20 protein-coding genes are annotated in these 23,329 nt (G+C 68.6%); 12 read left to right on the plus strand and 8 right to left on the minus strand.

Annotation, left to right across the window (positions count from 1 at the left end):
• Positions 1-49: 49 nt before the first annotated feature.
• From ASF51_RS02810 to ASF51_RS02830, 5 genes are all read right to left on the minus strand, one after another.
• Entirely contained in the window at positions 50-1,009 is a 960-nt protein-coding gene (locus tag ASF51_RS02810; RefSeq protein WP_055924865.1) for an alpha/beta hydrolase, read from the minus strand.
• Positions 1,010-1,296: 287 nt separating this feature from the next.
• The gene (locus tag ASF51_RS02815; RefSeq protein WP_055924868.1) at positions 1,297-2,394 is read right to left on the minus strand and encodes a Xaa-Pro peptidase family protein; all 1,098 of its coding nucleotides are present in this window, start codon (positions 2,392-2,394) and stop codon (positions 1,297-1,299) included.
• Positions 2,391-3,446, minus strand: coding sequence for a LacI family DNA-binding transcriptional regulator (locus tag ASF51_RS02820; RefSeq protein WP_055924871.1), 1,056 nt, complete (start codon positions 3,444-3,446; stop codon positions 2,391-2,393). Before ASF51_RS02820 ends, ASF51_RS02815 begins: the two co-directional genes overlap by 4 nt.
• A gap of 88 nt (positions 3,447-3,534) precedes the next feature.
• Entirely contained in the window at positions 3,535-4,827 is a 1,293-nt protein-coding gene (locus tag ASF51_RS02825; RefSeq protein WP_055924872.1) for a Gfo/Idh/MocA family protein, read from the minus strand.
• On the minus strand, positions 4,824-6,416 hold the full coding sequence (locus ASF51_RS02830; protein ID WP_055924875.1) for a glycoside hydrolase 43 family protein: 1,593 nt from the start codon (positions 6,414-6,416) through the stop codon (positions 4,824-4,826). Before ASF51_RS02830 ends, ASF51_RS02825 begins: the two co-directional genes overlap by 4 nt.
• A 257-nt stretch (positions 6,417-6,673) precedes the next feature.
• Between ASF51_RS02830 and ASF51_RS02835 the strand changes: the two genes are divergently transcribed.
• The 10 genes from ASF51_RS02835 to ASF51_RS02880 are packed head-to-tail and all read left to right on the plus strand — an operon-like array spanning position 6,674 to position 18,718.
• A complete protein-coding gene (locus tag ASF51_RS02835) occupies positions 6,674-7,975 on the plus strand; it encodes an ABC transporter substrate-binding protein (protein WP_055924878.1) in 1,302 nt (433 codons plus the stop codon).
• Between the two features lie 43 nt (positions 7,976-8,018).
• A complete protein-coding gene (locus tag ASF51_RS02840; protein ID WP_055924881.1) occupies positions 8,019-8,993 on the plus strand; it encodes a carbohydrate ABC transporter permease in 975 nt (324 codons plus the stop codon).
• Entirely contained in the window at positions 8,993-9,883 is an 891-nt protein-coding gene (locus tag ASF51_RS02845; protein WP_082479496.1) for a carbohydrate ABC transporter permease, read from the plus strand. The genes ASF51_RS02840 and ASF51_RS02845 overlap by 1 nt, the downstream gene beginning before the upstream one ends.
• 13 nt (positions 9,884-9,896) lie before the next feature.
• Complete coding sequence (locus tag ASF51_RS02850; protein WP_055924884.1) at positions 9,897-10,526, plus strand: hypothetical protein; 630 nt, start codon at positions 9,897-9,899, stop codon at positions 10,524-10,526.
• Positions 10,527-10,530: 4 nt separating this feature from the next.
• On the plus strand, positions 10,531-13,278 hold the full coding sequence (locus ASF51_RS02855) for an alpha-L-rhamnosidase (protein WP_082479497.1): 2,748 nt from the start codon (positions 10,531-10,533) through the stop codon (positions 13,276-13,278).
• The gene (locus ASF51_RS02860) at positions 13,275-14,228 is read left to right on the plus strand and encodes a nucleoside hydrolase (protein WP_055924887.1); all 954 of its coding nucleotides are present in this window, start codon (positions 13,275-13,277) and stop codon (positions 14,226-14,228) included. The genes ASF51_RS02855 and ASF51_RS02860 overlap by 4 nt, the downstream gene beginning before the upstream one ends.
• Positions 14,225-15,169: an NAD(P)-dependent oxidoreductase gene (locus tag ASF51_RS02865; RefSeq protein WP_082479498.1), complete on the plus strand. Its 945-nt coding sequence runs from the start codon at positions 14,225-14,227 to the stop codon at positions 15,167-15,169. The genes ASF51_RS02860 and ASF51_RS02865 overlap by 4 nt, the downstream gene beginning before the upstream one ends.
• A gap of 11 nt (positions 15,170-15,180) precedes the next feature.
• Positions 15,181-16,107, plus strand: coding sequence for a 5-dehydro-4-deoxyglucarate dehydratase (locus ASF51_RS02870; protein ID WP_055927780.1), 927 nt, complete (start codon positions 15,181-15,183; stop codon positions 16,105-16,107).
• Positions 16,104-17,228 carry a mandelate racemase/muconate lactonizing enzyme family protein gene (locus tag ASF51_RS02875; RefSeq protein WP_055924890.1) on the plus strand — a complete coding sequence of 375 codons (1,125 nt, stop codon included), beginning with the start codon at positions 16,104-16,106 and terminating at the stop codon, positions 17,226-17,228. Before ASF51_RS02870 ends, ASF51_RS02875 begins: the two co-directional genes overlap by 4 nt.
• A complete protein-coding gene (locus tag ASF51_RS02880) occupies positions 17,225-18,718 on the plus strand; it encodes an aldehyde dehydrogenase (NADP(+)) (RefSeq protein ID WP_055924893.1) in 1,494 nt (497 codons plus the stop codon). The genes ASF51_RS02875 and ASF51_RS02880 overlap by 4 nt, the downstream gene beginning before the upstream one ends.
• A gap of 43 nt (positions 18,719-18,761) precedes the next feature.
• On the opposite strand, the gene ASF51_RS02885 is transcribed toward ASF51_RS02880, so the two are convergent.
• Entirely contained in the window at positions 18,762-19,106 is a 345-nt protein-coding gene (locus tag ASF51_RS02885; protein WP_055924898.1) for a carboxymuconolactone decarboxylase family protein, read from the minus strand.
• 153 nt (positions 19,107-19,259) lie between these two features.
• Between ASF51_RS02885 and ASF51_RS02890 the strand changes: the two genes are divergently transcribed.
• A complete protein-coding gene (locus ASF51_RS02890) occupies positions 19,260-20,192 on the plus strand; it encodes a helix-turn-helix transcriptional regulator (protein ID WP_055924901.1) in 933 nt (310 codons plus the stop codon).
• A 2-nt stretch (positions 20,193-20,194) separates the two neighbouring features.
• Positions 20,195-21,181 (plus strand): aldo/keto reductase, encoded by a 987-nt coding sequence (locus ASF51_RS02895; protein WP_055924904.1) that lies wholly within the window; start codon positions 20,195-20,197, stop codon positions 21,179-21,181.
• A 78-nt stretch (positions 21,182-21,259) separates the two neighbouring features.
• On the opposite strand, the gene ASF51_RS02900 is transcribed toward ASF51_RS02895, so the two are convergent.
• Positions 21,260-22,333, minus strand: coding sequence for a LacI family DNA-binding transcriptional regulator (locus ASF51_RS02900; protein WP_082479499.1), 1,074 nt, complete (start codon positions 22,331-22,333; stop codon positions 21,260-21,262).
• The gene (locus ASF51_RS02905; protein WP_055924907.1) at positions 22,330-23,322 is read right to left on the minus strand and encodes a Gfo/Idh/MocA family protein; all 993 of its coding nucleotides are present in this window, start codon (positions 23,320-23,322) and stop codon (positions 22,330-22,332) included. The genes ASF51_RS02900 and ASF51_RS02905 overlap by 4 nt, the downstream gene beginning before the upstream one ends.
• Positions 23,323-23,329: the final 7 nt, after the last annotated feature.

A 23,329-nucleotide genomic window follows, 5' to 3' on the forward strand; every position in this document is an offset into this window, starting at 1 on the left:
GGACCTTCCTGAGCCTTACTCCCGCTCCCTGAGCCTGTCGAAGGGGAACTCAGGCGGTCGTCCCTGCGCGCAGCGCCTCCGCGAAGAAGTCGAGCGACCGCGAGACCTCCGGCAGCGTCGGCGTGCGGTTCAGATGTCCGTGCAGCATTCCCGTCGCGAGCTGGGTCTCGACAAGCACTCCCACCTCGGCCAGCTGCTCGGCGAACAGCTCTCCCGACGGCCTGATGTCGTCGTACTCGCTGACCAGGATGCGCGTGGCCGGGAACCCCGCGAGCGGCGCGTGTCCGGGCATCACCTCGGGCGGCAGGTCCACGCTCCGGCCGGCGTAGTTCAGCAGCATGCGGCGGGAGCCCTCGGGGTGGAACCGGATCATGTCTGGGAGAGTCGCCATCACGGCCTGCACCTCGTCGGAGAGGGCGGGGAACGGAAAATGCAGCGCCGGGTAGGCCAACAGCAGCCTCGACGGCAGGATGCCGCCCGTCGCGACGAGCCGCACGACCGTCGCGGCGGCCAGGTTGGCCCCCGCGCTCGCACCGCCGATCGCGATGCGGCGGGCATCCACCCCCAGACCATCTGCGTGAGCCGCAAGCCAGAGCCACGCGGCCTCGACATCGTCGACCGGAACCGGATACTGAACACCGTCATTCGCGAGCCGGTAGTCGACCGCGACGACGAGCGCGCGGGCGCGGTGGGCGAGCTCGGCGCTCGTGACGTGGGACTCGTTCATGTCGAGGTCGCCGCCGACGAAGCCGCCGCCGTGGTTCCAGAGCAGGGCCGGCAACAGGCCTGTTGTGCCGGATGGGCGATAGATGCGAACGGGGATGGGGCCGTGCGGGCCGGCGACGACATCATCGCCGATCTCGACGTTCACGGGTAGCTCGTAGGGCTCCGGGTCGATGGCGAATTCGGTGAAGGCGGCAGCGTGCTCGGGGTTGGTGCGGCCCGAGTCCCAGCCGGGGATGCCCTCGAGCAGGTGGATGCGCGCGGCGATGTGCGGATCGAGGGGCATAGCGGGAACTCCTGTGTTCGTGCGGCCGGTTGAAGCGTTTCAGATCAGGGTAGCGGTGAGGTGGACACGGCGGAATGGGCGGAGATGCGACGATCCAACGCCGTATTCGGCTCGGATGTACTGAGCTCCGCCCGTTCACTGCGTCGGGTGGCCTCGATACGGCCGCGGGCGGCCTACTCGATCAGCGCGAGGAAGGAGCGCGCGACCTATTCAGGAGGAGCGCGTCGCCGTGTGGATAGTGGCGCCGGCCGGCCGCTCCTCCTGAACTAGTTACGCGTAGAGCTGGGCTACAGGCGCAGTTCGGCCGGGCGGGCTCGGCCCGCGTGCTGCACCGTAGGCCAGCGCGGGTCGACGGTGAGCGACTCGATTCCGGATGGGCCGAGAAGCACCGTGTCCTCGACCTTCACCCCGGGAGCGCTGGGATTCCACGCGAAGGCCTGGTTGAGCTGGATCGCATCGCGGGTCTCCGATGTCGCGCGCGGGTCGCGTCCGTTGTAGCCGGCGGCGCCTCCCTGGTGGTGGTTTCGCCACTCGTCGGCCGCAAATCCCGCCTGGCCGTACGCCGCGCATCCGGCCTCGAACGCCGACGCCAGGGTCGCGCCCGCGGTCGTCGCGTCGAGGTAGGCGGCCTCCACCTCGAGGATGCGCCGCTCGGCCTCGGCGCGATCGCCCGAGCCGGGCGAGGCGGCCGGTGCCCCGAAGCTCACCCAGCGCGTGATGTTCGCGATCATTCCGTGCCGCCTGGCGCAGGCCACGACCATGGCGCGCGAGCCGACCGGCTCGTCGCCGGGCAGCGGATGCCTGAAGCCGGCTCGAGCAGGCCCCGACACCATGAGCACGATCGGGTCGGCTCCGCGCTCCAGCAGCCCGGCGCCGACGGATGCCGCGAGCGCCCGCTCGGACTGGCCCGGCGAGGCGGCCGAGAGAGCATCGGTCATGGACTCGGCCGCGTCGACGCAGAGGGCGCGGTAGCGCGCGAGTTCTGCGGGAAGAAGAGATGCACGGGCCGCCCGCAGTTCGGCCGCGATGTCGGACTCGACAAGCGAGCGCTCCACTGTGGCACCGGCAGAACCGGCGAACCCGTCGCCCAGCGCTCCGAACCACGGCACGGTCGAGACCTCGATGCCCGACGGAAGCTCCTCGGCGAGCAGCCGCGCGGCCTCGTTGGAGAATGCCGAGACCGCATCGCCCTCGCGATCGACCCTCACCTGCAGAACGGGATCGCCCATGAGGCTCGTGTGGGTGCGAGCCCCGTCGAGGTACCAGGCCAGCGCGCCGTGGCTCGACAGCACGAGGCTCTCGGCGTCGCGCTCGTCGAGGATCGCGAGCAGCCTGGCGCGCTTCACCGCGCGATCGTGGGCCGAGGGTGCACTCGAAGCGGTCATGCGCCGAGAACCGGGCCCACGGCATCCGGCACGGGCCCCGTGCTCGAACGCACCTCGAGCCTCGGCCGGAAGAACACCGCGTGCTCCGGCTGGCCGCCCTCGAGCAATTCGCGCAGCTGCGCCCAGGCCTGGCGGCCGAGCTCCATCTGCGGCACCGACATGGTCGTGAGCGAGGGTGTGGCGAAGCGGGCGAACTGGATGTCGTCGAATCCCGTCACCGAGACTCGTGCGGGAACGGGGACCTCGAGTTCGGCGAGCCGCCCCAGAAGCCCCACGGCGACGAGGTCGTTGAACGCCAGCACGGCCGTGGCCCCGTTCGAGAGCACGGCCTCCGCCGCCGCGTACCCGTCTTCGATCGCGGCGCCGCACGTGACGGTGTCGATCGTGATTGCCGGATGCGAGGCAGCGATCTCGCTCAGCCCCTCGATCCGCTCCTGGTTCGACGCGCTCTGCTCGGGTCCGCCGAGGAACAGGAAACGCGTGTGCCCGAGCGACAGAAGGTGCGCCATGAGCCCCTTGATGCCGGACGCGTAGTCGATCGACAGGGCGGGGGCCGCGAGCGCCCCGAGGTCGCGGTTGATGACGACGGTCGGCGAGACCCGGGGCAGCAGCTCGGTGAGCTGCGCGATCGGCATACGGGGCGCACACAGCACGAGGGCGTCGCAGCGCATGCGCGCCTCGATCGCGAGCAGCCTCTCCTCGTCGACGTTCTCTGCGGAGTCGGCGACCAGCACGCGGTAGCCGTCGACGGCCGCGGCCTGGGTGACCCCGCGCAGAACCTGCTGGAACATCGGGTTGGCGAGGTCGGGAACGACGAGCGCGACGGTGTTCGTGCGGCCGAGCGAGAGGCTGCGGGCGACGGTCGAGGGCGTGTAGTCGAGATCGCGCACCGCCTGGCGCACGCGCTCGGCGATGACCGGAGCGACCGTCGCGCGGCCGTTCATGACCCGCGACACGGTCGCCCGCGAGACCCCGGCGGCCGTCGCGACCTGCGCGATGGTGGCCGGGGTGGATGCGCCGGGTGTCGTGGGCGCGGAGGTGTCGCGTGTCATTCGAGCTCCAGCCGGTCGCGGTGTCGGAATGCGGAGCGTGCGGCGTCGTCGCCGCTGCCCGTGATCGATGATCCCATGGAAGGCGCGCTCAGCGATGCGGATCGAAAGGGAGGCTGACCGGCAGGCCGGTGCGCAGCGATTCGTTCCCCGCGATGCCGACCGACACCGCGCGCACGCCGTCGTCGAAGCCGGCCACCCGGCCGAGCGGCGCATCCGATTCGACACGGGTGAAGAGGTGCTCGAGAAGGAACGCGTCGCCGCCTCCGTGACCGCCGATGCCCTCGGCGATGGGCACCTCGCGCGCGGACTCCCAGTGCCGCTGCAGCACGAGGCGTTCCGTCATCGGGCGCACCGTGTCGGCGGGGCCTGCCACGGGATTCGCGCTGGGGTCGAGCACGGCCCGGCCGTCGGCATCCAGAAGCACCGAGCTGCGTTCGACGACCTCGAGCTCGGCGCGGCCCTCGGTGCCGTTGACAGTGACCCGGTAACCCTCCCAGGGGCTGTGCGCGTTGAGCGAGTACGACATCGTGGCACCGGATGCGTAGTCGACGAGCACGGCGAGGTTGTCCTCGATGGTGATTCCCGGGCCGAAGACGTTCTGGTCGCGGTGGTAGCCGTCGTGGGCGACGGTGTCGACATAGAGGGCCTTGAGTCGCGGGTCCGCGGCGATGTCGAGGGCGAAGGGGTCGGCCCCCGTGCGCTCGCGCGGGGCTGCGTTCCCTTCCCCGTAGAAGCGCAGGCCTCCGCTCGCGAAGACGCGCACGGGCGACGAGTCGATCCACCAATTGACGAGGTCGAAGTGGTGCGACGACTTGTGCACGAGCAGGCCTCCCGAGTTGGCCTTGTCGCGGTGCCAGCGGCGGAAGTAGTCGGCGCCGTGCATGGTGTCGAGCGCCCACTCGAAGTGCACCGAGGTGACCCGCCCGATCGATCCCTCGGCGATGAGCGTGCGCAGTGCGCTGTTGCGGGGGCTGTAGCGGTAGTTGAACGTGGTCACGACGCGGCGGCCCGACTGCTCGACGGCGGCGCGGATCGTGTCGAGCCCCGCGCGGTCGATGGTGAGCGGCTTCTCGACGACCACGTCGGCGCCGGCGAGGAGCGCGGCCGACACGAACCCGGCGTGCGTGAAGTCCGGGGTGGTGACGATGATCCGGTCGAGCCGCTGCGCGCGCACGGTGTCGGCGAGGGCGGCGGGGTCGAAGCGCACCGGGTCGGCGAACCCGGCGGCGCGCACCTTGTCGGCGTAATAGTCGAGGCGGCCCGGGTTCGAGTCGCTCCAGGCCACGAGCTCGGCCACGTCGGAGTGCGGCCCGATGAGGGCGTCGATGTACATCTCGGCCCGGTGACCGGTGCCGACCATCCCGTAGCGTTCGCGGCTCATGCGACGTTCCCTTCTCGATCGGTGCGGATATCGATGGCGCCGAACACGGCCTCACCGGTGTCGACGGCGCCGTACGGGGCTGCCGAGAACAGCCCGATCTCGGCGCCGATCCACGTTCCCTGCTTCGCCCGGAACGGCATGATCGCCTCGGTCCACTCCCCGTCTCCCTGCCGCCAGGCGACGTCGACGCGGGCGTCGCTCGTCGACCGCAGCCTCAGTTCGACGGGGGCACCGGATGCGACGGGCGCCGGTTCGACGAACGCCCGGTCGCCGCGATGGCCAGGCCCGACTCCGCCGGTGACGTGCACACTGCCGTCGGAGACGACGAGGCCGATCCACGCGTACTCGGTTCCGAGCACGGTGAGGCCCGCGCGGGCACCTTCCACTCGGCTGTCGAGATGCAGCGAGGTCGTCACCGCGGTCGGCGACTGCGGCAGCTGCTGCGAGAGAACCTGGGGCAGCGTTCGCAGATTGCCGGAATCGTTGCTCCGAAGCGGCAACACGAGCGCTCCATCCCCTCGAAGCGTCACCTGGCCGGGGCGTGGATTGGCCTGCCAGTGCCATTGCGGCGCCAGGGAGGTGGCGGCGAAATCGTCGCTGCGCGTGGGAACGCCGGCACCGGGTCGGGCGAAGCGGTGGTGGTCTCGAGACGCCGACTCCTTCGTCGCGCTGCCACTCGACCGACGCATCCCAGCCACGGGCTGACCCGGCAGGCCCTCGCGCGGCTCGCCCATGAGCGGCCACCCGTCGTTCCAGCTCACGGGCTGCAGGTGCACGACTCGACCGAAGGCCCCGGTGTCCTGAAAGTGCACGAACCAGTCACTGCCGTCGTCCGCCGTGACCCAGCCTCCCTGATGCGGTCCGTTGACCGCGGTCTCGCCCTGTTCGAGCACGATTCGCGACTCGTATGGACCCCACGGAGATGTCGAGCGGAAAGCCAGTTGCCACCCCGTCGCCACGCCGCCGGCGGGCGCGAAGACGTAGTAGTGCTCGCCGCGGCGATAGAACTTCGGCCCCTCGAGAGTGCTGCAGCCCGGCACCTCGTCGCCGTCGATCACCGTGCGCGGCATGCCGACAGGCCTGGTTCCCGACGCGTCGAGCTCGACCACGGTCAGCTCGTTCGAGCGACCGCTGCGCGATGCGGCCCAGCCGTGCACGAGGTAGACGTGCTCACCGTCGAACAGCGGGCAGGGGTCGATCAGGCCGAGGCCCTCGAGCACGGCGATGGGCTCGCTCCATGGCCCCTCAGGGCCGGGCGCCGTCACCACGAAGATGCCGCGATCGGGATCGGGGTAGTAGATGCGCAGCAGCCCATCGTGGAACCGGATCGAGGGCGCCCATACCCCTTGGCCGTGTCGAGGGAATTCGAAGTGCTCCACCGGGTGAATGCGGGCGAGGGCGTGCGAGGCGATGCTCCAGTGCACGAAGTCGTCGGAGACGAGAACCGGCAGCCCTGGCGAGCGATTGAAGCTGGATGCGACGAGCACGTACTGCTCGCCGACACGGGTGACGTCGGGGTCGGGCCAGTCGGCGTCGAGGATCGGATTGGTGTAGCCGAGGCCATGGGCGGGGCGGGGCGTGAGCGACACTGCTCGCTCCTTCTGCGTGGGTCTGAGGACGGTCGGAGGTAGAAACCGGTTCCTCACTGTATAGCGAATCCGATGGTCGACGGAAGTCGCCATTTCGTAGGGCGACCACTGATCGGCTCTAATCCAGGCAACTTCTGATCTATCCCGGTCTGTGAAATTCGATTATTGCGGGAAACCGGTTTCTTGTGACAGAGTGTACCGACCACAACCCAGGCACCGGCGCCGCGTGTGACCGGAGACTCAAAGAGGAGAAACCCATGCCACGACGCACACGACCGGGAGTCATCGCACTCGCCGGAATCGCGGCCCTGACGCTGGTGGGCGCAACCGCCTGCAGCTCGGGATCACCAGACGACACGGCCGAATCCGGCCCCGTGACCATCAGCTTCACCTGGTGGGGCAACGACGAGCGTGCCGCGCTCACAGAGCAGGCGATCGACCTGTTCGAAGAGGCCAACCCCGACATCACCGTGAAGTCGTCGTTCTCCACGATCGACGCGTACATCCCCAAGCTCGCCACGCAGATCGCCGGTGGTGGAGCGCCCGACCTCTTCCTCATCCCCATGGAGAGCGTGCGCGAGTACTCGTCGAAGAACGCGCTCACCCCGCTCACCGACTACATCGACGACGGCACCATCCGCACCGAGGACATCACCGAAGAGGCCCTGAAGGTCGGCACCATCGACGACACCGTCATGGGCCTCACGCTGGGCCTCGCCAACAACGCGATGGTCTACAACCCCACCGTCTGGGCGGCGGCCGGAGCCGAGGCTCCCGGAGCCGACTTCACCTGGGACGACCTCAAGGCGGCCGGAGAGAAGATCCGCGGGGCGTCGGACGGCAAGACCGCAGCCCTCAGCGACCCGGGTGGACAGATCGCCTACTTCGAGATGTACCTGCTGCAGAACGGCAAGCACCTCTTCACCGAAGACGGAGAGGTCGGCTTCACCGAGAAGGACCTCGCCGACTGGTGGACCCTCGCCGGCGAACTGCGCGAAGCCGGAACGACCACCGATGCCGAGACCACCTCGACCATCGACCAGAGCATGCAGAACTCGGGCCTCGCCCGCGGCATCAGCGCCGCCGAGTTCTCGGCCGCGTCGCTGACCGGCGCGTACTCCGACACGCTCGGCGCCGAGAACATCGCCATCGCGCCGTTCCCGACCGACACCGATGAGTCGGGCATGACACTCAACGGCACGAACGTCGCCGCGGTCTCGTCGAAGTCCAAGCACCCGGAGGCGGCTGCGAAGCTGCTCGACTTCATCATCAACGACTCAGAGGCCGGAAAGATCCTCGGCCTGTCGCGCGGAATCCCGACCAACTCGGCCACCTACGAGGCGATCTCGCCGACGCTCGAGGGCGGCAACAAGACCGTGAGCGACTTCGTCTCCGAGTACCAGGACACGTTCCAGGCTCCGGCGCCGCTCGCCCCGGCCGGTGCCAGCACCATCCCGGCCGACTTCACTCTCGCCTACGAGCAGATCATCTTCGGCCAGACGGAGTTGAAGGACGCGGCGAAGGCCACGGTCGCCTCGATCACCTCGGCCATCTCCTAGGCACCACCGAACCCGCGAACACAGGAAGACGTAGGCCACATCCATGACCGTTGCAGTCGATCGACCGACGGACAGTGCCCTCACTGCCCCCGCCCAACCCCCGGCGAAAGCATCCCGGCAGAGACCCCGCACCGGGCGCACCGGCAAGAACGGCGCGGCCTACGTCTTCCTGACCCCCTGGCTCATCGGCGCCGCCCTCCTCACGGTCGGCCCGATGATCGCCTCCCTCTATCTCTCGTTCACCGACTACGACCTGTTCTCGGCACCCGAGTTCATCGGCATCGCCAACTACCAGCGCATGGTCGACGACCCGCGGTTCTGGAGCGCGGTCGGCGTGACCCTGAACTACGTTCTGGTCGCGGCGCCGCTCAAGCTGCTGGCGGCTCTCGCCATCGCGCTGCTGCTCAACAAGGCGCGGCGCGGGCAGGGCTTCTACCGTTCGGCGTTCTATGCACCCTCGCTGCTCGGCGCGAGCGTGGCCGTGGCCCTCGTCTGGCGCACGCTCTTCGCCAACGACGGCGTGGTCGACAACGGCCTCTCCACCGTCGGCATCGACGGCGGCGGGTGGATCTCCAACCCCAAGCTCTCGCTCTATGTGCTCGTGATCCTCGCCATCTGGCAGTTCGGAGCTCCCATGGTGATCTTCCTCGCCGGACTCAAGCAGATTCCGCAGGACCTCTACGACGCCTCCGCCGTCGATGGCGCGGGCAGGCTGCGCACCTTCTGGTCGGTCACCGTTCCGATGCTCTCGCCGGTCATCTTCTTCAACCTGGTGCTCGAGGTCATCAACGCCTTCCAGGCGTTCACCGCCTCGTACATCATCTCGGGCGGCCGCGGCGGCCCGATCGATTCGACCCTGTTCTTCACGCTCTATCTCTACGACCGGGCCTTCACCGCCTTCGACATGGGCTACGCCTCGGCCATGGCCTGGGTGCTGCTCGTCGCCATCGGCATCGTCACAGCGCTGATCTTCCGCAGCTCGAGGGCGTGGGTCTTCTACTCCGGGGAGGAGAAATAATGGCCACGATCATCGAGAGGCGCCCGCCGCGCGCCGCCCAACGCGCCAAGACCGGGCGCTCGCGCGTCGCATCCATCGTCTGGCACGTGTTCTGCCTCGCCCTGCTCGCGCTGCTGCTCTACCCCGTCGCCTGGCTGCTCGGCTCGTCGTTCAAGCCGGGAACCGAGATCCTCACGAACATGAACGTGCTGCCCGATGCGTTCACCTTCGACAACTACGCCACGGTCTTCGAGGGCGTGGGCGGTCTGAGCTTCTGGACCATGCTCGGCAACTCGCTGCTCATCTCGACGCTCGCCGTGGTCGGCAACGTGTTCTCGTGCACGCTCGCCGCCTACGCCTTCGCCCGCCTGCGCTTCAGGATGCGCGCACCTTTCTTCGCCTTCATGCTCGTGACGATCATGCTGCCCATGCACGTGGTGCTCATTCCGCAGTTCATCATCTTCCAGCAGCTCGGCATGATCGGGACCTTCCTTCCGCTGGTGCTGCCGAAGTTCCTCGCCACCGAGGCGTTCTTCGTGTTCCTCATCGTGCAGTTCATCAAGGGAATCCCCCGCGAGCTCGACGAGGCGGCCACCATCGATGGAGCCGGCCCGTACCGCACCTTCGGCTACGTGATCTTCCCGCTGCTCACCCCGGCGCTGATCACGACCACGATCTTCTCGTTCATCTGGAGCTGGGACGACTTCTTCAGCCAGCTCATCTACCTCAACAACCCCGACACCTACACGCTGCAGCTCGGCCTGCGCCTGTTCGTCGACCAGACGTCCGCGTCGAGCTTCGGCCCCATGTTCGCCATGAGTGTGCTCGCCATCCTGCCCGTGGTGATCTTCTTCGCGGTGTTCCAGCGATACCTCGTCGACGGCGTCGCGACCTCGGGCCTCAAGGGTTAGGGCGGGTCAGACCATGAGTACCGCAGAGAAGAACCGCACCCGCCCGCACCGACAGGCCTTCCTCCAGCGCTACGAGGGCCCGATCTCGTCGCTGGCCGACTGCCTCGTCGTGGGCATCATGGTGCTGCTGTCGTTCATCCCGCTCGTCACCGGGTTCGCCGGGTTCGTGGCCGGATGCGCGATCCTCCGCGCCCGCACCCGCGGCGAGGGAAAGATCACCCCCGCCGCGTTCTGGCGTGAGTTCCGCACGGCCGTGCGCTCGTCGGTCGGCGTCATCGTGATCCCCGCCGCCCTGGGCCTCGTGCTCGTCGTCGACCTGTTCGCTCTCTACGCCGGCCTCGGCGAGAATCCCGTCATGTGGATCGCGCTCGGCGTCGTCTCAGCCGTGGTCGCCGTGCTCGGCATCCGAACCGCCGCCGCCTGGCGCCCCGGCCTGCGCTGGATCCCGACCGTGCAGCGCTCCTTCGCGGCCCTCGGCGAAGACCTCGGTGGCAGCCTGCTGCTCGCCGGCGCTCTCGGCACCTCGATCGCCCTGGCGCTCTTCACCCCCATGCTCACCATCGTCTGCCTCGGCCCGCTCGTGCTCGGCGCCGTGGCGATCGACACGAGGCTCGGCCGCACGGCCGCCGCGCGACAGGATTAGTTCCATGCCCCTCGACCCCTACGATCTGCAGACCGAGTACCTCGACTCGCCGCTCGGCATCGAACAGGATGCGCCCCGCTTCTCGTGGCGTCTCGCGTCGACCCGGCGCGGCGCCGCACAGACGGCGTACCGCATCGAGGTCGACGCGGTGGCGCCCGACGGCGCCCGGCGGCGGGTCTGGTCGACGGGCACCGTCGCATCCACCGCCCAGCTGGGCGTCGAGTACGCCGGCGACGCTCTCGAGCGCACCACGCGCTACGAATGGATGCTCACGGTCACCGACGAGGACGGGCGCGAGTCGGCCCCGAAGCACGCCTTCTTCGAGACCGGCCTCGTCGAACCCTCGAGCTGGCGCGGCGTGTGGATCGGACGCGACACGCGGGACCGCCCCGCGCTGCTTCCTCCGGCGAACGACGACTTCACCCTGAACTCGCGCATGCTGCAGCCGCCCTCGCTGCTGCGCCGTGAGGTGCCCATCGAGAAGACGCTGCTGAGGGCGCGCCTGCACGTGACCGCGCAGGGCCTGTACCGCGCCTGGATCAACGGCGAGCAGGTCTCGGACGAGCAGCTCGCGCCGGGCTGGACCGACTACACCAGCCGCATCCTCTACCAGAGCCACGACGTGACCGAGCTGCTGCGCCGGGGCGGCAACGCTCTGGCCTTCACGCTCGCCGACGGTTGGTGGAGCGGCTTCGTGGGCTACGACCCGCGGCGCGCCGGCAAGCTCTACGGCAACGCCCCCGCGCTGCTCGCCGAGCTGCACCTCAGCTACGACGACGGCTCGACCGAGATCGTCGCCACCGACGAGACGTGGCGCGAGTCGCGGGGTCGCTGGCTCTACGCAGACCTGCTCATGGGCGAGGGCCAGGATGCGCGCAACAAGGTCGCGGGCTGGACAGAGCCGGCGTTCGACGACTCGGTATGGATCGCCGCGCGCGTTCTCGGGCGCGACACCTCTCTCGTGACAGCCGCCGTCTCGCCGCCGATGCGGATCGTTCGGACCGTTCCCCCGCGGTCGGTCACCTCCATGCCCGACGGGGCATACATCGTCGACTTCGGCCAGAATCTCGTGGGCCACGTGCGGCTGAGGGTGCGCGGTGCCTCTGCCGGCGACCTCGTCGAACTGCTGCACGCTGAGGCCCTCGACGACGCCGGCGAGCTCTACCTGGAGAACCTGCGCAGGGCCGAGGCACGCGACATCTTCTACCCGGCCGGCATCGATGACGACATCTTCGAGCCCGACTTCACCTTCCACGGTTTCCGCTACGTGCGCGTGGCCGGATTGCGCACGGAACTCACCGTCGATGACCTGACCGCCCGGGTCGTGTCGAGCGACCTCGAGGAGTCGGGCAGCTTCGACTGCGGCGACCCCGCCGTGATGCAGCTCGAATCGAACATCCGCTGGAGCCAGCGCAGCAACTTCCTGTCGGTTCCCACCGACTGCCCGCAGCGCGACGAGCGGCTCGGCTGGCTCGCCGACGCGCAGGTCTTCCTGCCGACCGCGGCCCGCAACGCCACCGTCGGAACCTTCTTCGCCAGCTGGATGGACGACGTGATCGTGGGCCAGAACGCCGACGGCGCCTTCCCCGACATCGCCCCCGTCGCCAGCTGGTCAGGTGATGGCGCTCCCGCCTGGGGAGACGGCGGAGTGATCATTCCCCTGGCGCTGTACGACATCTACGGCGACCTGCGCGCGGTCGAGACGGCCTACGCGCCGATGGTGCGCTGGATCGAGCATGTGCTGCGTGAGAACCCGTCGCTGCTGTGGCGCTCCCGAGTGGGGCGCAATTACGGCGACTGGTTGCAGGCCGGCCCCGAGACCCCGAAGGACCTCGTCGCCACCGCGTACTTCGCCAACTCGGCGCGACTCGTCTCGCGCGCGGCCGCACTGCTCGGCCATGACGCCGACGCGACGCGATTCGCCGCGCTGGCCGACGACATCCGGGATGCGTTTCAGCGCGAATACGTGACGGCCGACGGCCGCGTCGCGGGCGACACCCAGACCGGCTACCTGCTCGCGCTCGACTACGCGCTGCTGCCGGCCGAGCTCGAGGCGGGCGCCGCAGCTCGGCTCGCCGACCTCGTGCGCGACAACGGGATGCGTCTCTCGACGGGGTTCATCGGGGTCTCGAAGCTGTGCCCGGTGCTGAGCCGCTGGGGCTACGACGACATCGCGCACTCGCTGCTGATGCAGACCGAGTATCCGAGCTGGCTGTTCTCGGTCGAGGCCGGTGCGACCACGATCTGGGAGCGCTGGGACGGCTGGACCCCCGAAGGCGGATTCCAGAGCGCGAACATGAACTCGTTCAACCACTACAGCCTCGGCGCCGTGGGCGAATGGCTCTACGGAACAGTCGGCGGCATCGACCAGGCGCCCGGGTCGGTGGCCTACGAGCGGCTCGCCATCCGCCCCCGCCCGAGCCGCGCCATGCACTGGGCCGCCGCGTCGCAGCAGACGGCGCGAGGCGTCACGCGCAGCGCCTGGATGCTCGATAAGGCCGGGGTCTTCCGGCTCGAGGTGACCGTTCCGCCCGGCTCCACGGCCCAGGTCTCACTGCCGACACGACTCGCGTCGAGCGTCACCGAGGGGGGCGTGTCGGCGGCGGATGCACCCGGCGTCGAGCTGCTCGGCGAGACCGGCGACGGCGTGCTGCTGCGCGTCGGCTCGGGCAGCTACGACTTCGTGTGCCACTACGACATCGCCTCTCCGTCTTCTCACCGTGCCCACCTCGTCAGCGAAGGAATCGTATGACTCCCCCCGAACGCACCGCCTCCGCACTCTCCCGGCGACGTCGGGTGATCGTCGACACCGACGCCCGCAACGAGGCCGACGACCAGTTCGCGATCGTTCACGCGCTGCTGTCGCCGACGCTGGATGTGCGCGGCCTGGTCGCGGCACATTTCGGCACGCAGCGCACGCAGACGAGCATGCTCGAATCCCGCGTCGAGATCGACCTGCTGGTGGAAATGCTCGGTCGGGAGGGCACGGTGGCGGTCGCGAACGGCGGCGCCCATGCACTGCCCGACGAGCAGACTCCCGTCGACTCCGACGGATCGCGGCTCATCATCTCGGAAGCCCTGGCCGACGGCGACGGCCCTCTCTTCATCGGATTCCTCGGCCCGCTCACCGACATGGCCTCGGCCATTCTGCTGGAGCCCTCGATCATCGATCGCGACGTCGTGGTGATCTGGATCGGTGGCGGCGCCTACGACCCCGACGTGGTGCCGCTCGGGTCGTCGCCCGAGTTCAACCTCAAGAACGACCTCGCCGCGGCCAACGTGGTCTTCGACTCGGGCATCACCGTCTGGCAGGTTCCCTCGACGATCTACCGGCTTCTGAGCGTGGGCTACGCGGAGCTGCGCCGCAAGGTCGAGCCGCACGGCGAGCTCGGCCGCTACCTCGTGCGGCAGATCGTGGAGTTCAACGACGCGCACCACAAGGTGCCGATCGAGAGTCGCTCGCTGGGCGACTCCCCCGCGATCGGCCTGATGCTCGAACCGTGGAGCGGGGTCTTCCGCCGACAGAAGCCCGTGCGTTTCGCGCCCGACGGCAGCTACGTCGAGGGCCGGGGCGGCGACATCCTCGTGCTCGAGACCGTCGACACGCGCTTTCTTCTCGAGGACATGTTCGCCAAACTGGCGGAATTCGCAGAAGACACCGCCGCAACAGATTCTGCCGTCGATGGCGAGGTCTCGAAATGAGAGTCGTCGTCACAGGCGGCTCCGGCCGGCTCGGCCAGAGCGTGGTTCGCGGGCTCTGCGAGGCCGGCCACGACGTGACCTCGATCGACCGCGAGGGCGTAGCCGGCCTGCCGGGAACGCAGCTGCAGGCCGACCTCACCGACGCCGACGCGACCCGCACCCTTTTCATCGCGATCGCCCCCGAGGCGGTCGTGCACCTGGCCGCGATCTCGGTTCCGTTCAGCGCCCCCGAGGCCACCATCCTGAACGTCAATACGGCGTTGGCGTTCTCCGTGGTCGACGCGGCCGTCGCATCCGGTGCCCGTCTGGTGCTCGCCGCGTCGAGCCCGACCGTGCTCGGCTACGGCAATCCGAAGGGCTGGGCGCCTCGGTTCCTGCCGCTCGACGAGACGCACCCGGTCGAGCCCTGGAACGCCTACGCCCTCTCGAAGCAGGTGATCGAGAACGTGATCGAGCGCTTCGTGCGCAACAGCGACAACGTGACCTTCGGGGTCTTCCGGCCGTGCTTCGTCATTCCGCCCGAGGAGTGGGCGGGCGCACCGACGCAGCAGGGACATACGGTGGCAGACCGGCTCGACGATCCGTCGCTCGCCGCCGTGTCGCTGTTCAACTACCTCGACGCCCGGGATGCCGCCGAGTTCGTGCGCGTCTGGCTCGAGCGCGCGGAGCTCGCCCCGAACGGCTCGGTCTTCTTCGTCGGCGCGGCCGACGCGCTGGCCCGGGAGCCGCTCGCCGAGCTGGTCCCGCGGTACCTGCCCGAGGCATCCGGTCTCGCGGCCGGGCTCACCGGCACGAGCCCCGCCTTCTCGTCGGCCAAGGCGCGCGAGCTGCTCGGCTGGGAGCCGCGCTACAGCTGGCGCACCGAGCTCGTGCAGGAGGCGACCGAAGCGCGAACTGAACCCGATCCCTCATCCCTCCCGACCGAAGTGAGAGTGTCATGACCACCGCCCCCATCGCCTTCGACGGCGTGCTGTTCTTTCCCGTCACCCCGTTCGATGATCAGGGCGCGGTCGAGCTCGGACTGCTGCGCGAGCATGTCTCGTCGCGGCTGGAGCACTCCCCCGGCGGTGTGTTCCCGGCGTGCGGCACGGGCGAGTTCCACGCCCTGACCGGCGACGAGATCTCGGCCGTCGTCTCGGCCACCGTCGAGGTCGTCGGCGGCCGCGTTCCCGTGATCTCGGGCACCGGCGGACCGCTCGGCCAGGCGGTCGAGCTGGCCCGCCGCGCCGAGGCGGCCGGAGCCGACGCCCTGCTCGTGCTTCCTCCCTACCTCGTGGGCGGACCCGTAGAAGGCCTCATCTCGTATGTCGAGCAGGTCGCCGCCGCGAGCAGCCTGCCCGTGATCGTGTACCACCGAGGCACCGCTCGCTTCACTCCCGCCGCCATGCGCCGCCTGGCCGCGAACCCGAAAGTGATCGGCTTCAAAGACGGCATCGGCGACGTGGGCCTCGCGCAGGAGATCGTGCTCGCGGTCGGGGAGTCCGGCCGAAGCGACTTCCAGTTCTTCAACGGGCTGCTGACCGCCGAGCTCACGCAGGGCGCCTACCGCGGCCTCGGAATTCCCCTCTACTCGTCGGCGGCGTTCGCCATGATCCCCGAGCTCGCCACCGCGCACTACCGCGCCTACGTCTCGGGAGACGAGCTGACCCGACTGCGACTGCTGCGGGAGTTCTACGTTCCCCTCGTGCGACTGCGCGACCAGGTTCCGGGCTTCGGCGTCTCGCTGATCAAGGCCGGAATCCGCCAGCGCGGCCTGCCCGTCGGTTCGGTGCGCGCGCCGCTCGTCGACCCGAATCCGGCGCAGCTCGCCGAGCTCGAGCGCATCCTCGCCGTGGGCGACTCGCTCGCCGCCGAGTACGCGCCGTCGCTGGTCGCGTGACCGCCACGATCGCGGCCGTTCGCACGCGTCGGCTCAGTGCCCGGATGCCGCGGCCCTGGGTTCCCGACGAACCGCACCTGCACCTCGTGATCGTCGAGGTGGAGGACTCGGACGGCCTCGTCGGAACAGGCTTCTCGTGGACTCCCACGATCGGCGCCGCCGCCGTTCAGGCCATGATCGACACCGAGATCGCGCCCTACGCGATCGGACGCACGACCGATCCGCAGGCGCTCTGGCCTGCCCTCTGGCTTCGGCTGCACGAGGCGGGCGGTGCCGGAATCACGACGATCGCTCTCGCCGGACTCGACACCGCGCTCTGGGATCTGTCGGGAAAGCGGGCCGCCCTGCCCCTGGCGTCCCTGCTCGGCGAGCGGCGCGCATCCGTGCCCGTCTACGGCAGCGGCGTGAACCTGCATTACCCGCTCGACGAGCTCGTGGCGCAGGCTTCGCGCTGGGTCGCGTCGGGCTACGACACGGTGAAGATCAAGGTCGGCGGGCCCTCGCTCGCCGTCGACATCGAGCGGGTCGGCGCGGTGCGCGAGGCGATCGGCCCCGACCGTACGCTGCTCATCGACGCCAACCAGCGCTGGACCCTCGAGCAGGCCACCACCGCCCTCGACGCGCTGAGCCGCTTCGACCTCGGCTGGATCGAGGAGCCGCTGCGCGCCGAGGACACCCGCGGCTACCGCGCCCTCCGCGAGCGCACGGGCGTGCCGATCGCGCTGGGCGAGAACATCCACACGCTGCAGCGGTTCCAGGACATCGTCGATGCCGGATTCGCCGACGTGCTTCAGCCCAACATCATCCGGGTGGGCGGCATCACTCCGTTCCTCGAGATCGCGTCCTTCATCTCTACCGAGAGTTCTGCGTCGCTCGCGCCGCACCTGCTCATCGACTTGTCGGGCCAGCTCGCCCTCGCCGTGGGCGCCGAGACCGCCGTCGAAGACGTCGATGAGGCGTCCTTCGAGTCTCTCGGCCTCATCACCTCGCCGTCGCCCGTCGAGATCGTGGATGCCCGGGCCAGGTTGCGCGAGGACGCGCGGCCCGGTCTCGGCCTCGACTTCGCGTGCACCGGCATCAGCCCGACCACTTCTGCTTCTCTTATCCCGGAGGAATCATGACCAGCACTGCTCCCGCCTCGATCACCTCGACCTCGTCGAGCACTCTCGACGAGCTCGCCACCGCGGCCGTCTCTGCCGCACCCGTGCTCTCCACGGCATCGGGCGAGCAGCGCGCCACCTGGCTCGAGGCCGTCGCCGACCGCCTCGACGCGAACGCCGCCGAACTGATCGAGCTCGCCGACGAGGAGAGTCATCTGGGCACCCCGCGCCTCACCGGTGAGCTGGCCCGCACGACCGCCCAGCTGCGGCTGTTCTCCACGGTCGTGCGCGAGGGCGCCTATCTCGAGGCGACCATCGACCATGCCGACGCATCCGCGACCCCGCCGCACGCCGACATCCGGCGCCTGCTGCGCCCGCTCGGGCCGGTGGCCGTGTTCGCGGCATCGAACTTTCCGTTCGCGTTCTCGGTGGCCGGCGGCGACACCGCCTCGGCCCTCGCGGTGGGCTGCCCGGTGATCGTGAAGGCGCACCCGGGGCATCCGAAGCTGTCGCGCCTCACGGCATCGCTCGTGGCGTCTGCCCTGGCCGACGCGGGAGCGCCCGCCGGTACGTTCGCGCTCATCGAGGGATTCGAGGAGGGCCTCGCCCTCGTGGTGCATCCGGCGATCACCGCCGTCGGCTTCACCGGCTCGGTGCGCGGCGGGCGAGCCCTCTACGACCTGGCCGTCAACCGGCCGTCGCCCATCCCGTTCTATGGAGAGCTCGGCAGTATCAACCCCGTGGTGATCACGGCTTCTGCCGTGTCAGAGCGAGGCGAGTCGCTCGCGGCCGGTCTCGCCTCGTCGTTCACGATGGGCGTCGGGCAGTTCTGCACGAAGCCCGGTGTGGTGTTCGTGCCCGCGGATGGCGCGTTCGACTCGGCGCTCGTCGCCGCCGTCGGAACTCCCGGCTCGGGCGCGATGCTCACGCAGGGCATGGCGGATGCGTTCGCCTCGGGAATCTCGTCGCTGGCGGCTCGCGACGACGTCGAGGTCCTGGCTGCCGCCCCCGCGTCGTCTTCTTCGGGGTCGGGCTCGACGACCGTGCTGCGCACGACCGCTGCCGCCGTGCTCGCCGACCCGTCGGCGCTGCTCGAGGAGCACTTCGGTCCGACGACGCTGCTCGTGTCGTACTCGTCACCCGAGGAGGCGCTGGCCGCGGTCGGCGCCGTCGAGGGAACGCTGACGGCGACGCTTCATGCCGGTTCATCAGAGGAAGTCGGGCCTCTGGTCTCGGCACTCGAGTCGATCGCCGGGCGCGTGCTGTTCTCCGGATGGCCCACCGGCGTCGGAGTCACCTGGTCGCAGCAGCACGGAGGCCCCTGGCCGTCGACGACCTCGTCGCTGTTCACCTCGGTCGGCGCCACGGCGGTGCGCCGCTGGCTGCGCCCGGTCGCCTACCAGGACGCCCCGGAGCGCGCGCTGCCCGACGCCCTCAAGGAGTCGAACCCGTTAGGGCTCCCCCGCCGCGTCGACGGGGTCTACGAGGTGCCGGCGGTGGCGCTGGTCTGAGTCCCCCTCCCAAGATGCGTCGGGTTCGGCTCGGGAGCCAGGGTCACTTCTCGCGGTCGTCCGCAAAGAACTTCTTGGCGAGCGTCATCGCGCTCATGGCCTTCGGCCAGCCCGTGTAGAAGGCGAGGTGGGTGATCGTCTCCACCAGTTCCTGCTCCGTGACTCCGTTGTCCCGGGCGAACGGCAGGTGGAAGTTCAGCTGGTCGATGCTGCCCATGGCGACCAGCGCCGTGACCGTGGCCAGGCTGCGGTCGCGTTTGGACAGGCCGGGCCGTTCCCACACCTCGTCGAAGAGGATCTGGTCGGTGTAGTGGGCGAGCGCGGGGGCGAAGTCCCCGAACGCGTTCTGTCCGCCTGTCCAACCGGTGCGGGGAGTGTTGTCGGTCATGAAGTCGGCTCCTTGTCTGTCAGCGGCGTCACCCGCGTGGGTGTGTGGCCGCGGTTCCCATGGTTCGCCGATTCGCCCGGCAGAGGGAGTCTCCACGGGAACGTGTACTGACAGAGCACCCCTCGACGTGCCGCATAGCCGTACGGTCGTTGTGTGGACAATCGAGACGAAGTACGCGAGTTCCTGACCTCTCGCCGCGCGAGGCTCACCCCGGAGCAGGCCGGCCTCGCTCAGGGCGGCACTCGACGGGTGCCCGGGCTGCGGCGGGGCGAGGTCGCCCAGCTCGCGGGAGTGAGCGTGGAGTACTACGCGAAGATCGAACGCGGCAATCTTGTCGGCACCTCCGACAGCGTGCTCGATGCGATCGCCCGTGCCCTGCAGCTGGACTCCGCAGAACGCGCCCATCTGGCAGATCTCGCACGGACGGCCACCGGTCCGGCTCTCACCACACCGCGCCGACGCCCTCGGGGATGGGCACCTCGCGCAGGATTGCAACGGGCGATGGACGCCATCACCGGCGGACCCGCATTCGTACGAAACGGTCGTATGGACATCCTTGCCACCAACAGCCTCGGGCGGATCTTCTACGACGAGGCATTCGATGGTCCCGGGGGTGGCAACATCGCTCGGTACGCGTTCCTCGACGAACGGGCCACGAGCTTCTACCCCGATTGGCCTGCCGCCGCCGATATCACCGTCGCGATTCTCCGTACAGAAGCCGGACGCGACCCTCACGACCGTGGCCTGCAGGATCTCGTCGGAGAGCTCTCGACCCGAAGCGACGAGTTCCGCACTCGGTGGGGTGCCCACAACGTGCGCCAGCACAGCACGGGAACCAAGACGTTCCACCACCACGCTGTCGGGGAGCTGACTCTCAGCTACGAGGGATTGGAACTGGTTGCCGAACCCGGCCTGTCGCTTCTCATCTACACGGCCGAGGTCGGCTCGCCCAGCGATGAACGACTTCGGCTGCTGGCGAGCCTTGCCGTCACGTCCGACGCCGCGGCCCCGGTTCACGCACGGAACGTCGCTCCTGACACCGACGACCGCACCTCACCCGACATCAACTCGACAACGGAGGCTTGATCATGCACACACGAACTCTCGGCCAGGGCTTCCAGGTCTCAGCCATCGGGCTGGGCTGCATGGGCATGTCCCAGAGCTACGGCCCGAACCCGGGAGACCGCGATGAGATGATCGGCGTTCTCCGATCCGCCATCGACCACGGCGTCACCTTCTTCGATACCGCCGAGGTCTACGGCCCCTACGTCAATGAGGAACTCGTCGGCGAGGCTCTCGAACCGATCCGCGACCGGGTGCAGATAGCCACGAAGTTCGGATGGCGCATCGAGAACGGTCAGAGCGTCGGACTCGACAGCCGTCCCGAGCAGATCCGCCGCGTTGCGGAGGCATCCCTGAAACGCCTCCGCACCGACGTGATCGACCTGTTCTATCAGCACCGCGTCGACCCTGACGTTCCCATCGAAGACGTCGCCGGCACGGTGGGCGAGCTCGTCGCCGAGGGCAAAGTGCTCCACTTCGGGCTGTCGGAGCCATCGGCACAGACGATCCGCAGCGCCCACGCCGTGCATCCGGTCACCGCGGTGCAGAGCGAATACTCGCTGTGGACGCGGGACCCCGAGGCCGAGGTTCTTCCTGCTCTCGCCGAGCTCGGTATCGGATTCGTTCCTTTCAGCCCGCTGGGCAAGGGGTTCCTGACGGGCACCGTCGATGCCAGCACGACGCTCTCCGACGACGACATCCGACGCCGCGTTCCCCGATTCGAGCAGGACAACCTCGCCGCCAACCAGGCCCTCGTCGACCACGTGAAGACGCTGGCGTCCGAGAAGGGTGTGACCTCCGGGCAGATAGCCCTGGCTTGGCTCCTTGCCCAGCAGCCCTGGATCGTCCCCATCCCCGGTACCCGCCGCACGTCCCGCATCCAGGAGAACGCGGAAGCCGCATCCGTCGGTCTCTCCGCCGACGAGGTCGCCGACCTCGACGCCCTCGCCCAGCGAGTCGGCGTGCACGGTGACCGCTACAACGAAGTCCACATGGGCTACATCAACCGCTGACACCACCCGATCCACATCCGAAGTCTCGAGACGTCTGAGCCATCATGAGTGCGGGCACTGTTTTGGGAATTGACGCAGTCAATCGGGAGCGCTGCGAGTGATCAGCTTCGAGGGAGAGCTCGTCGAATCCCGCACCACCAGCGTGGTCGTGAGTAGCGGATTGGGAGGCCTTTGGGTGGCCGAGTCGGTGGTGGCCAATTCAGCTAGAAGACTTTCCACGGCGCGCTCCCCCGCAGTTACAAGTTGAGCACGCACAGTGGTGAGCGCCGGCGTTATGAGTTCGCCGCCGAAAATGTCGTCGAATCCGGCGACGCTGAGATTGTGGGGCACGGTGATTCCCTCGGCTGCGGCGGCCTGCATGAGTCCGATCGCGATGAGGTCGTTGAACGCGATAACTGCTGTTGTGCGCGACGCCATGACTCGTCGGAGAGCGGCACGGCCCCCCTCGATGGTGGGGGCGTTCGGTCCAATTTCGACGAGCGCGATACCTAAGCGCTCCGTGGCATCAAGCATGCATTCGAATCGCTGATCGCTGATCCACGACGTTTCGGGCCCTGCGAGGTATGCAATCGATCGGTGTCCGAGTTCTTCCAGATGGGTCAGGAGTTCTCTGACGCCGCTGCCGATGTCAGGAAGGATCCCTACGATTCCCTCAACAGCCCGATTGATAAGGACGACCGGCTTCTGCTCTGCGATCTCATGAATGCGCGCGCTGGGTAGCCGCGTCGTTGCCAGGACGATTCCATCGACGCTGGGCATTAGACGTTCGATGGCCTCCGACTCGGCATCTCCGGATTCTTGAGACTCCGCTATCACGAGCGTGTATCCGTCGGCCTTTGCAGCGCTCTCCGCGCCGCGGACGATACCGAATACAACGGGATTCGTGATGTCTGCCACGACGAGGGCGATGGTGTGTGTGCGCCCCGTGGGCAGGGCGCGGGCCATCGGGTTGAAACGAAAATGAAGATGTTCGGCTGCGACACGGATCTTCGCCTCGGTGGTTGCGCTGATACGACCCGGCTTGGACAGCGCTCGCGACACAGTGGACGGACTCACACCGGCAAGCTCCGCAACGTCGTAAATCGTCGGGGCCCCACTTCGCCGCCGTGGCCGTACTATGTCGACACCGGAGATGTCATCGGAAACGCTCATGTCGGACGTCGACCCTCCTGAACATCCTGCGCGTGGACCTGCTCCCGGATACGGTCGAGAGTCTGCGCCACGCGCACGGTTGCGGCAGCATCGTGCTGAGGGTGTTGCCGAAGCCCGTTGGTGATCGCCGTCACGACCGATCGAATCATCGGCACGTAGCCGTTGCCCTCGCGAGGACGCGAGAGCTGATCGGGGGTTCCGAAGAGCGCTCCGGTTGATCCGGCGTGAAGCCTGGCGCTGTCCGTGGCCCAGAACATGGCCGGGATCTCGATCCAGCCAGCCGTGCCGCTGAGGGAGGCCGACGGATCCGTGAACTCCATCAGGGAGCAGACGGAGTGCGAAAAGCGCCCACTGTCGTGCTCCAGCGTGATGTGTGCCGAAACATCTACTCCGTCGAGAATTCGGCCGGTCGCCGTCACCCCACGCGCTGGGCCCAGAACCCAGTCCGCCAGCGTCACGGGGTAGATGCCCTGATCCAGAACGGTACTTCCTCCCAGCTCGGCGTTCCAACGGCTTCCGCCGGCGGGAAATGGCATTCCGAACGCAGCCCTCACAAAGCGAGGCTCGCCTATGAGTCCGTCGGCGATGAGGCGGACGACCTCGACGTGGAGTGGATTGAACTTCATCCACATCGCTTCCATGACGAAACGGTCGTGTGACTCCGCCTGGGCGAAGATCGCCTGGGCCTCAGCTGCAGTGAATGCGATCGGTTTCTCGACCAGAACGTGCTTCCCCGCTTCGAGCGCACGAATGGCGAGTTCAGCGTGGGTCGCAGTCGGGGTGGCGACGTATACGGCATCGACATCGTCTCGAGACAAGACGTCGTCCAGGTCGGACGATGCGTGAGAGATTGCGTGTCGCGCCGCGAAGTCGTTGACGACCTCGGCGCGCCGACCCCAGACCGAGACCACCGAGTCCGGCTCGACAAGCTGGATGTCCGGAACGAACGTCTCGCAGATCCGCCCGGTTCCGAGCACCGCCCAGCGCACGGACCGC

Origin of the sequence: Agreia sp. Leaf283, assembly GCF_001422485.1 — a bacterium.
GTDB lineage: Bacteria > Actinomycetota > Actinomycetes > Actinomycetales > Microbacteriaceae > Agreia.

Coding starts and splice junctions, on each gene's coding strand:
- ASF51_RS02810 (WP_055924865.1), bottom strand. CDS start 1,009: ATGCCCCTCGATCCGCACATCGCCGCGCGCATCCACCTGCTCGAGGGC.
- ASF51_RS02815 (WP_055924868.1), bottom strand. CDS start 2,394: ATGACCGCTTCGAGTGCACCCTCGGCCCACGATCGCGCGGTGAAGCGC.
- ASF51_RS02820 (WP_055924871.1), bottom strand. CDS start 3,446: ATGACACGCGACACCTCCGCGCCCACGACACCCGGCGCATCCACCCCG.
- ASF51_RS02825 (WP_055924872.1), bottom strand. CDS start 4,827: ATGAGCCGCGAACGCTACGGGATGGTCGGCACCGGTCACCGGGCCGAG.
- ASF51_RS02835 (WP_055924878.1), top strand. CDS start 6,674: ATGCCACGACGCACACGACCGGGAGTCATCGCACTCGCCGGAATCGCG.
- ASF51_RS02840 (WP_055924881.1), top strand. CDS start 8,019: ATGACCGTTGCAGTCGATCGACCGACGGACAGTGCCCTCACTGCCCCC.
- ASF51_RS02845 (WP_082479496.1), top strand. CDS start 8,993: ATGGCCACGATCATCGAGAGGCGCCCGCCGCGCGCCGCCCAACGCGCC.
- ASF51_RS02850 (WP_055924884.1), top strand. CDS start 9,897: ATGAGTACCGCAGAGAAGAACCGCACCCGCCCGCACCGACAGGCCTTC.
- ASF51_RS02855 (WP_082479497.1), top strand. CDS start 10,531: ATGCCCCTCGACCCCTACGATCTGCAGACCGAGTACCTCGACTCGCCG.
- ASF51_RS02860 (WP_055924887.1), top strand. CDS start 13,275: ATGACTCCCCCCGAACGCACCGCCTCCGCACTCTCCCGGCGACGTCGG.
- ASF51_RS02865 (WP_082479498.1), top strand. CDS start 14,225: ATGAGAGTCGTCGTCACAGGCGGCTCCGGCCGGCTCGGCCAGAGCGTG.
- ASF51_RS02880 (WP_055924893.1), top strand. CDS start 17,225: ATGACCAGCACTGCTCCCGCCTCGATCACCTCGACCTCGTCGAGCACT.
- ASF51_RS02885 (WP_055924898.1), bottom strand. CDS start 19,106: ATGACCGACAACACTCCCCGCACCGGTTGGACAGGCGGACAGAACGCG.
- ASF51_RS02895 (WP_055924904.1), top strand. CDS start 20,195: ATGCACACACGAACTCTCGGCCAGGGCTTCCAGGTCTCAGCCATCGGG.
- ASF51_RS02900 (WP_082479499.1), bottom strand. CDS start 22,333: ATGAGCGTTTCCGATGACATCTCCGGTGTCGACATAGTACGGCCACGG.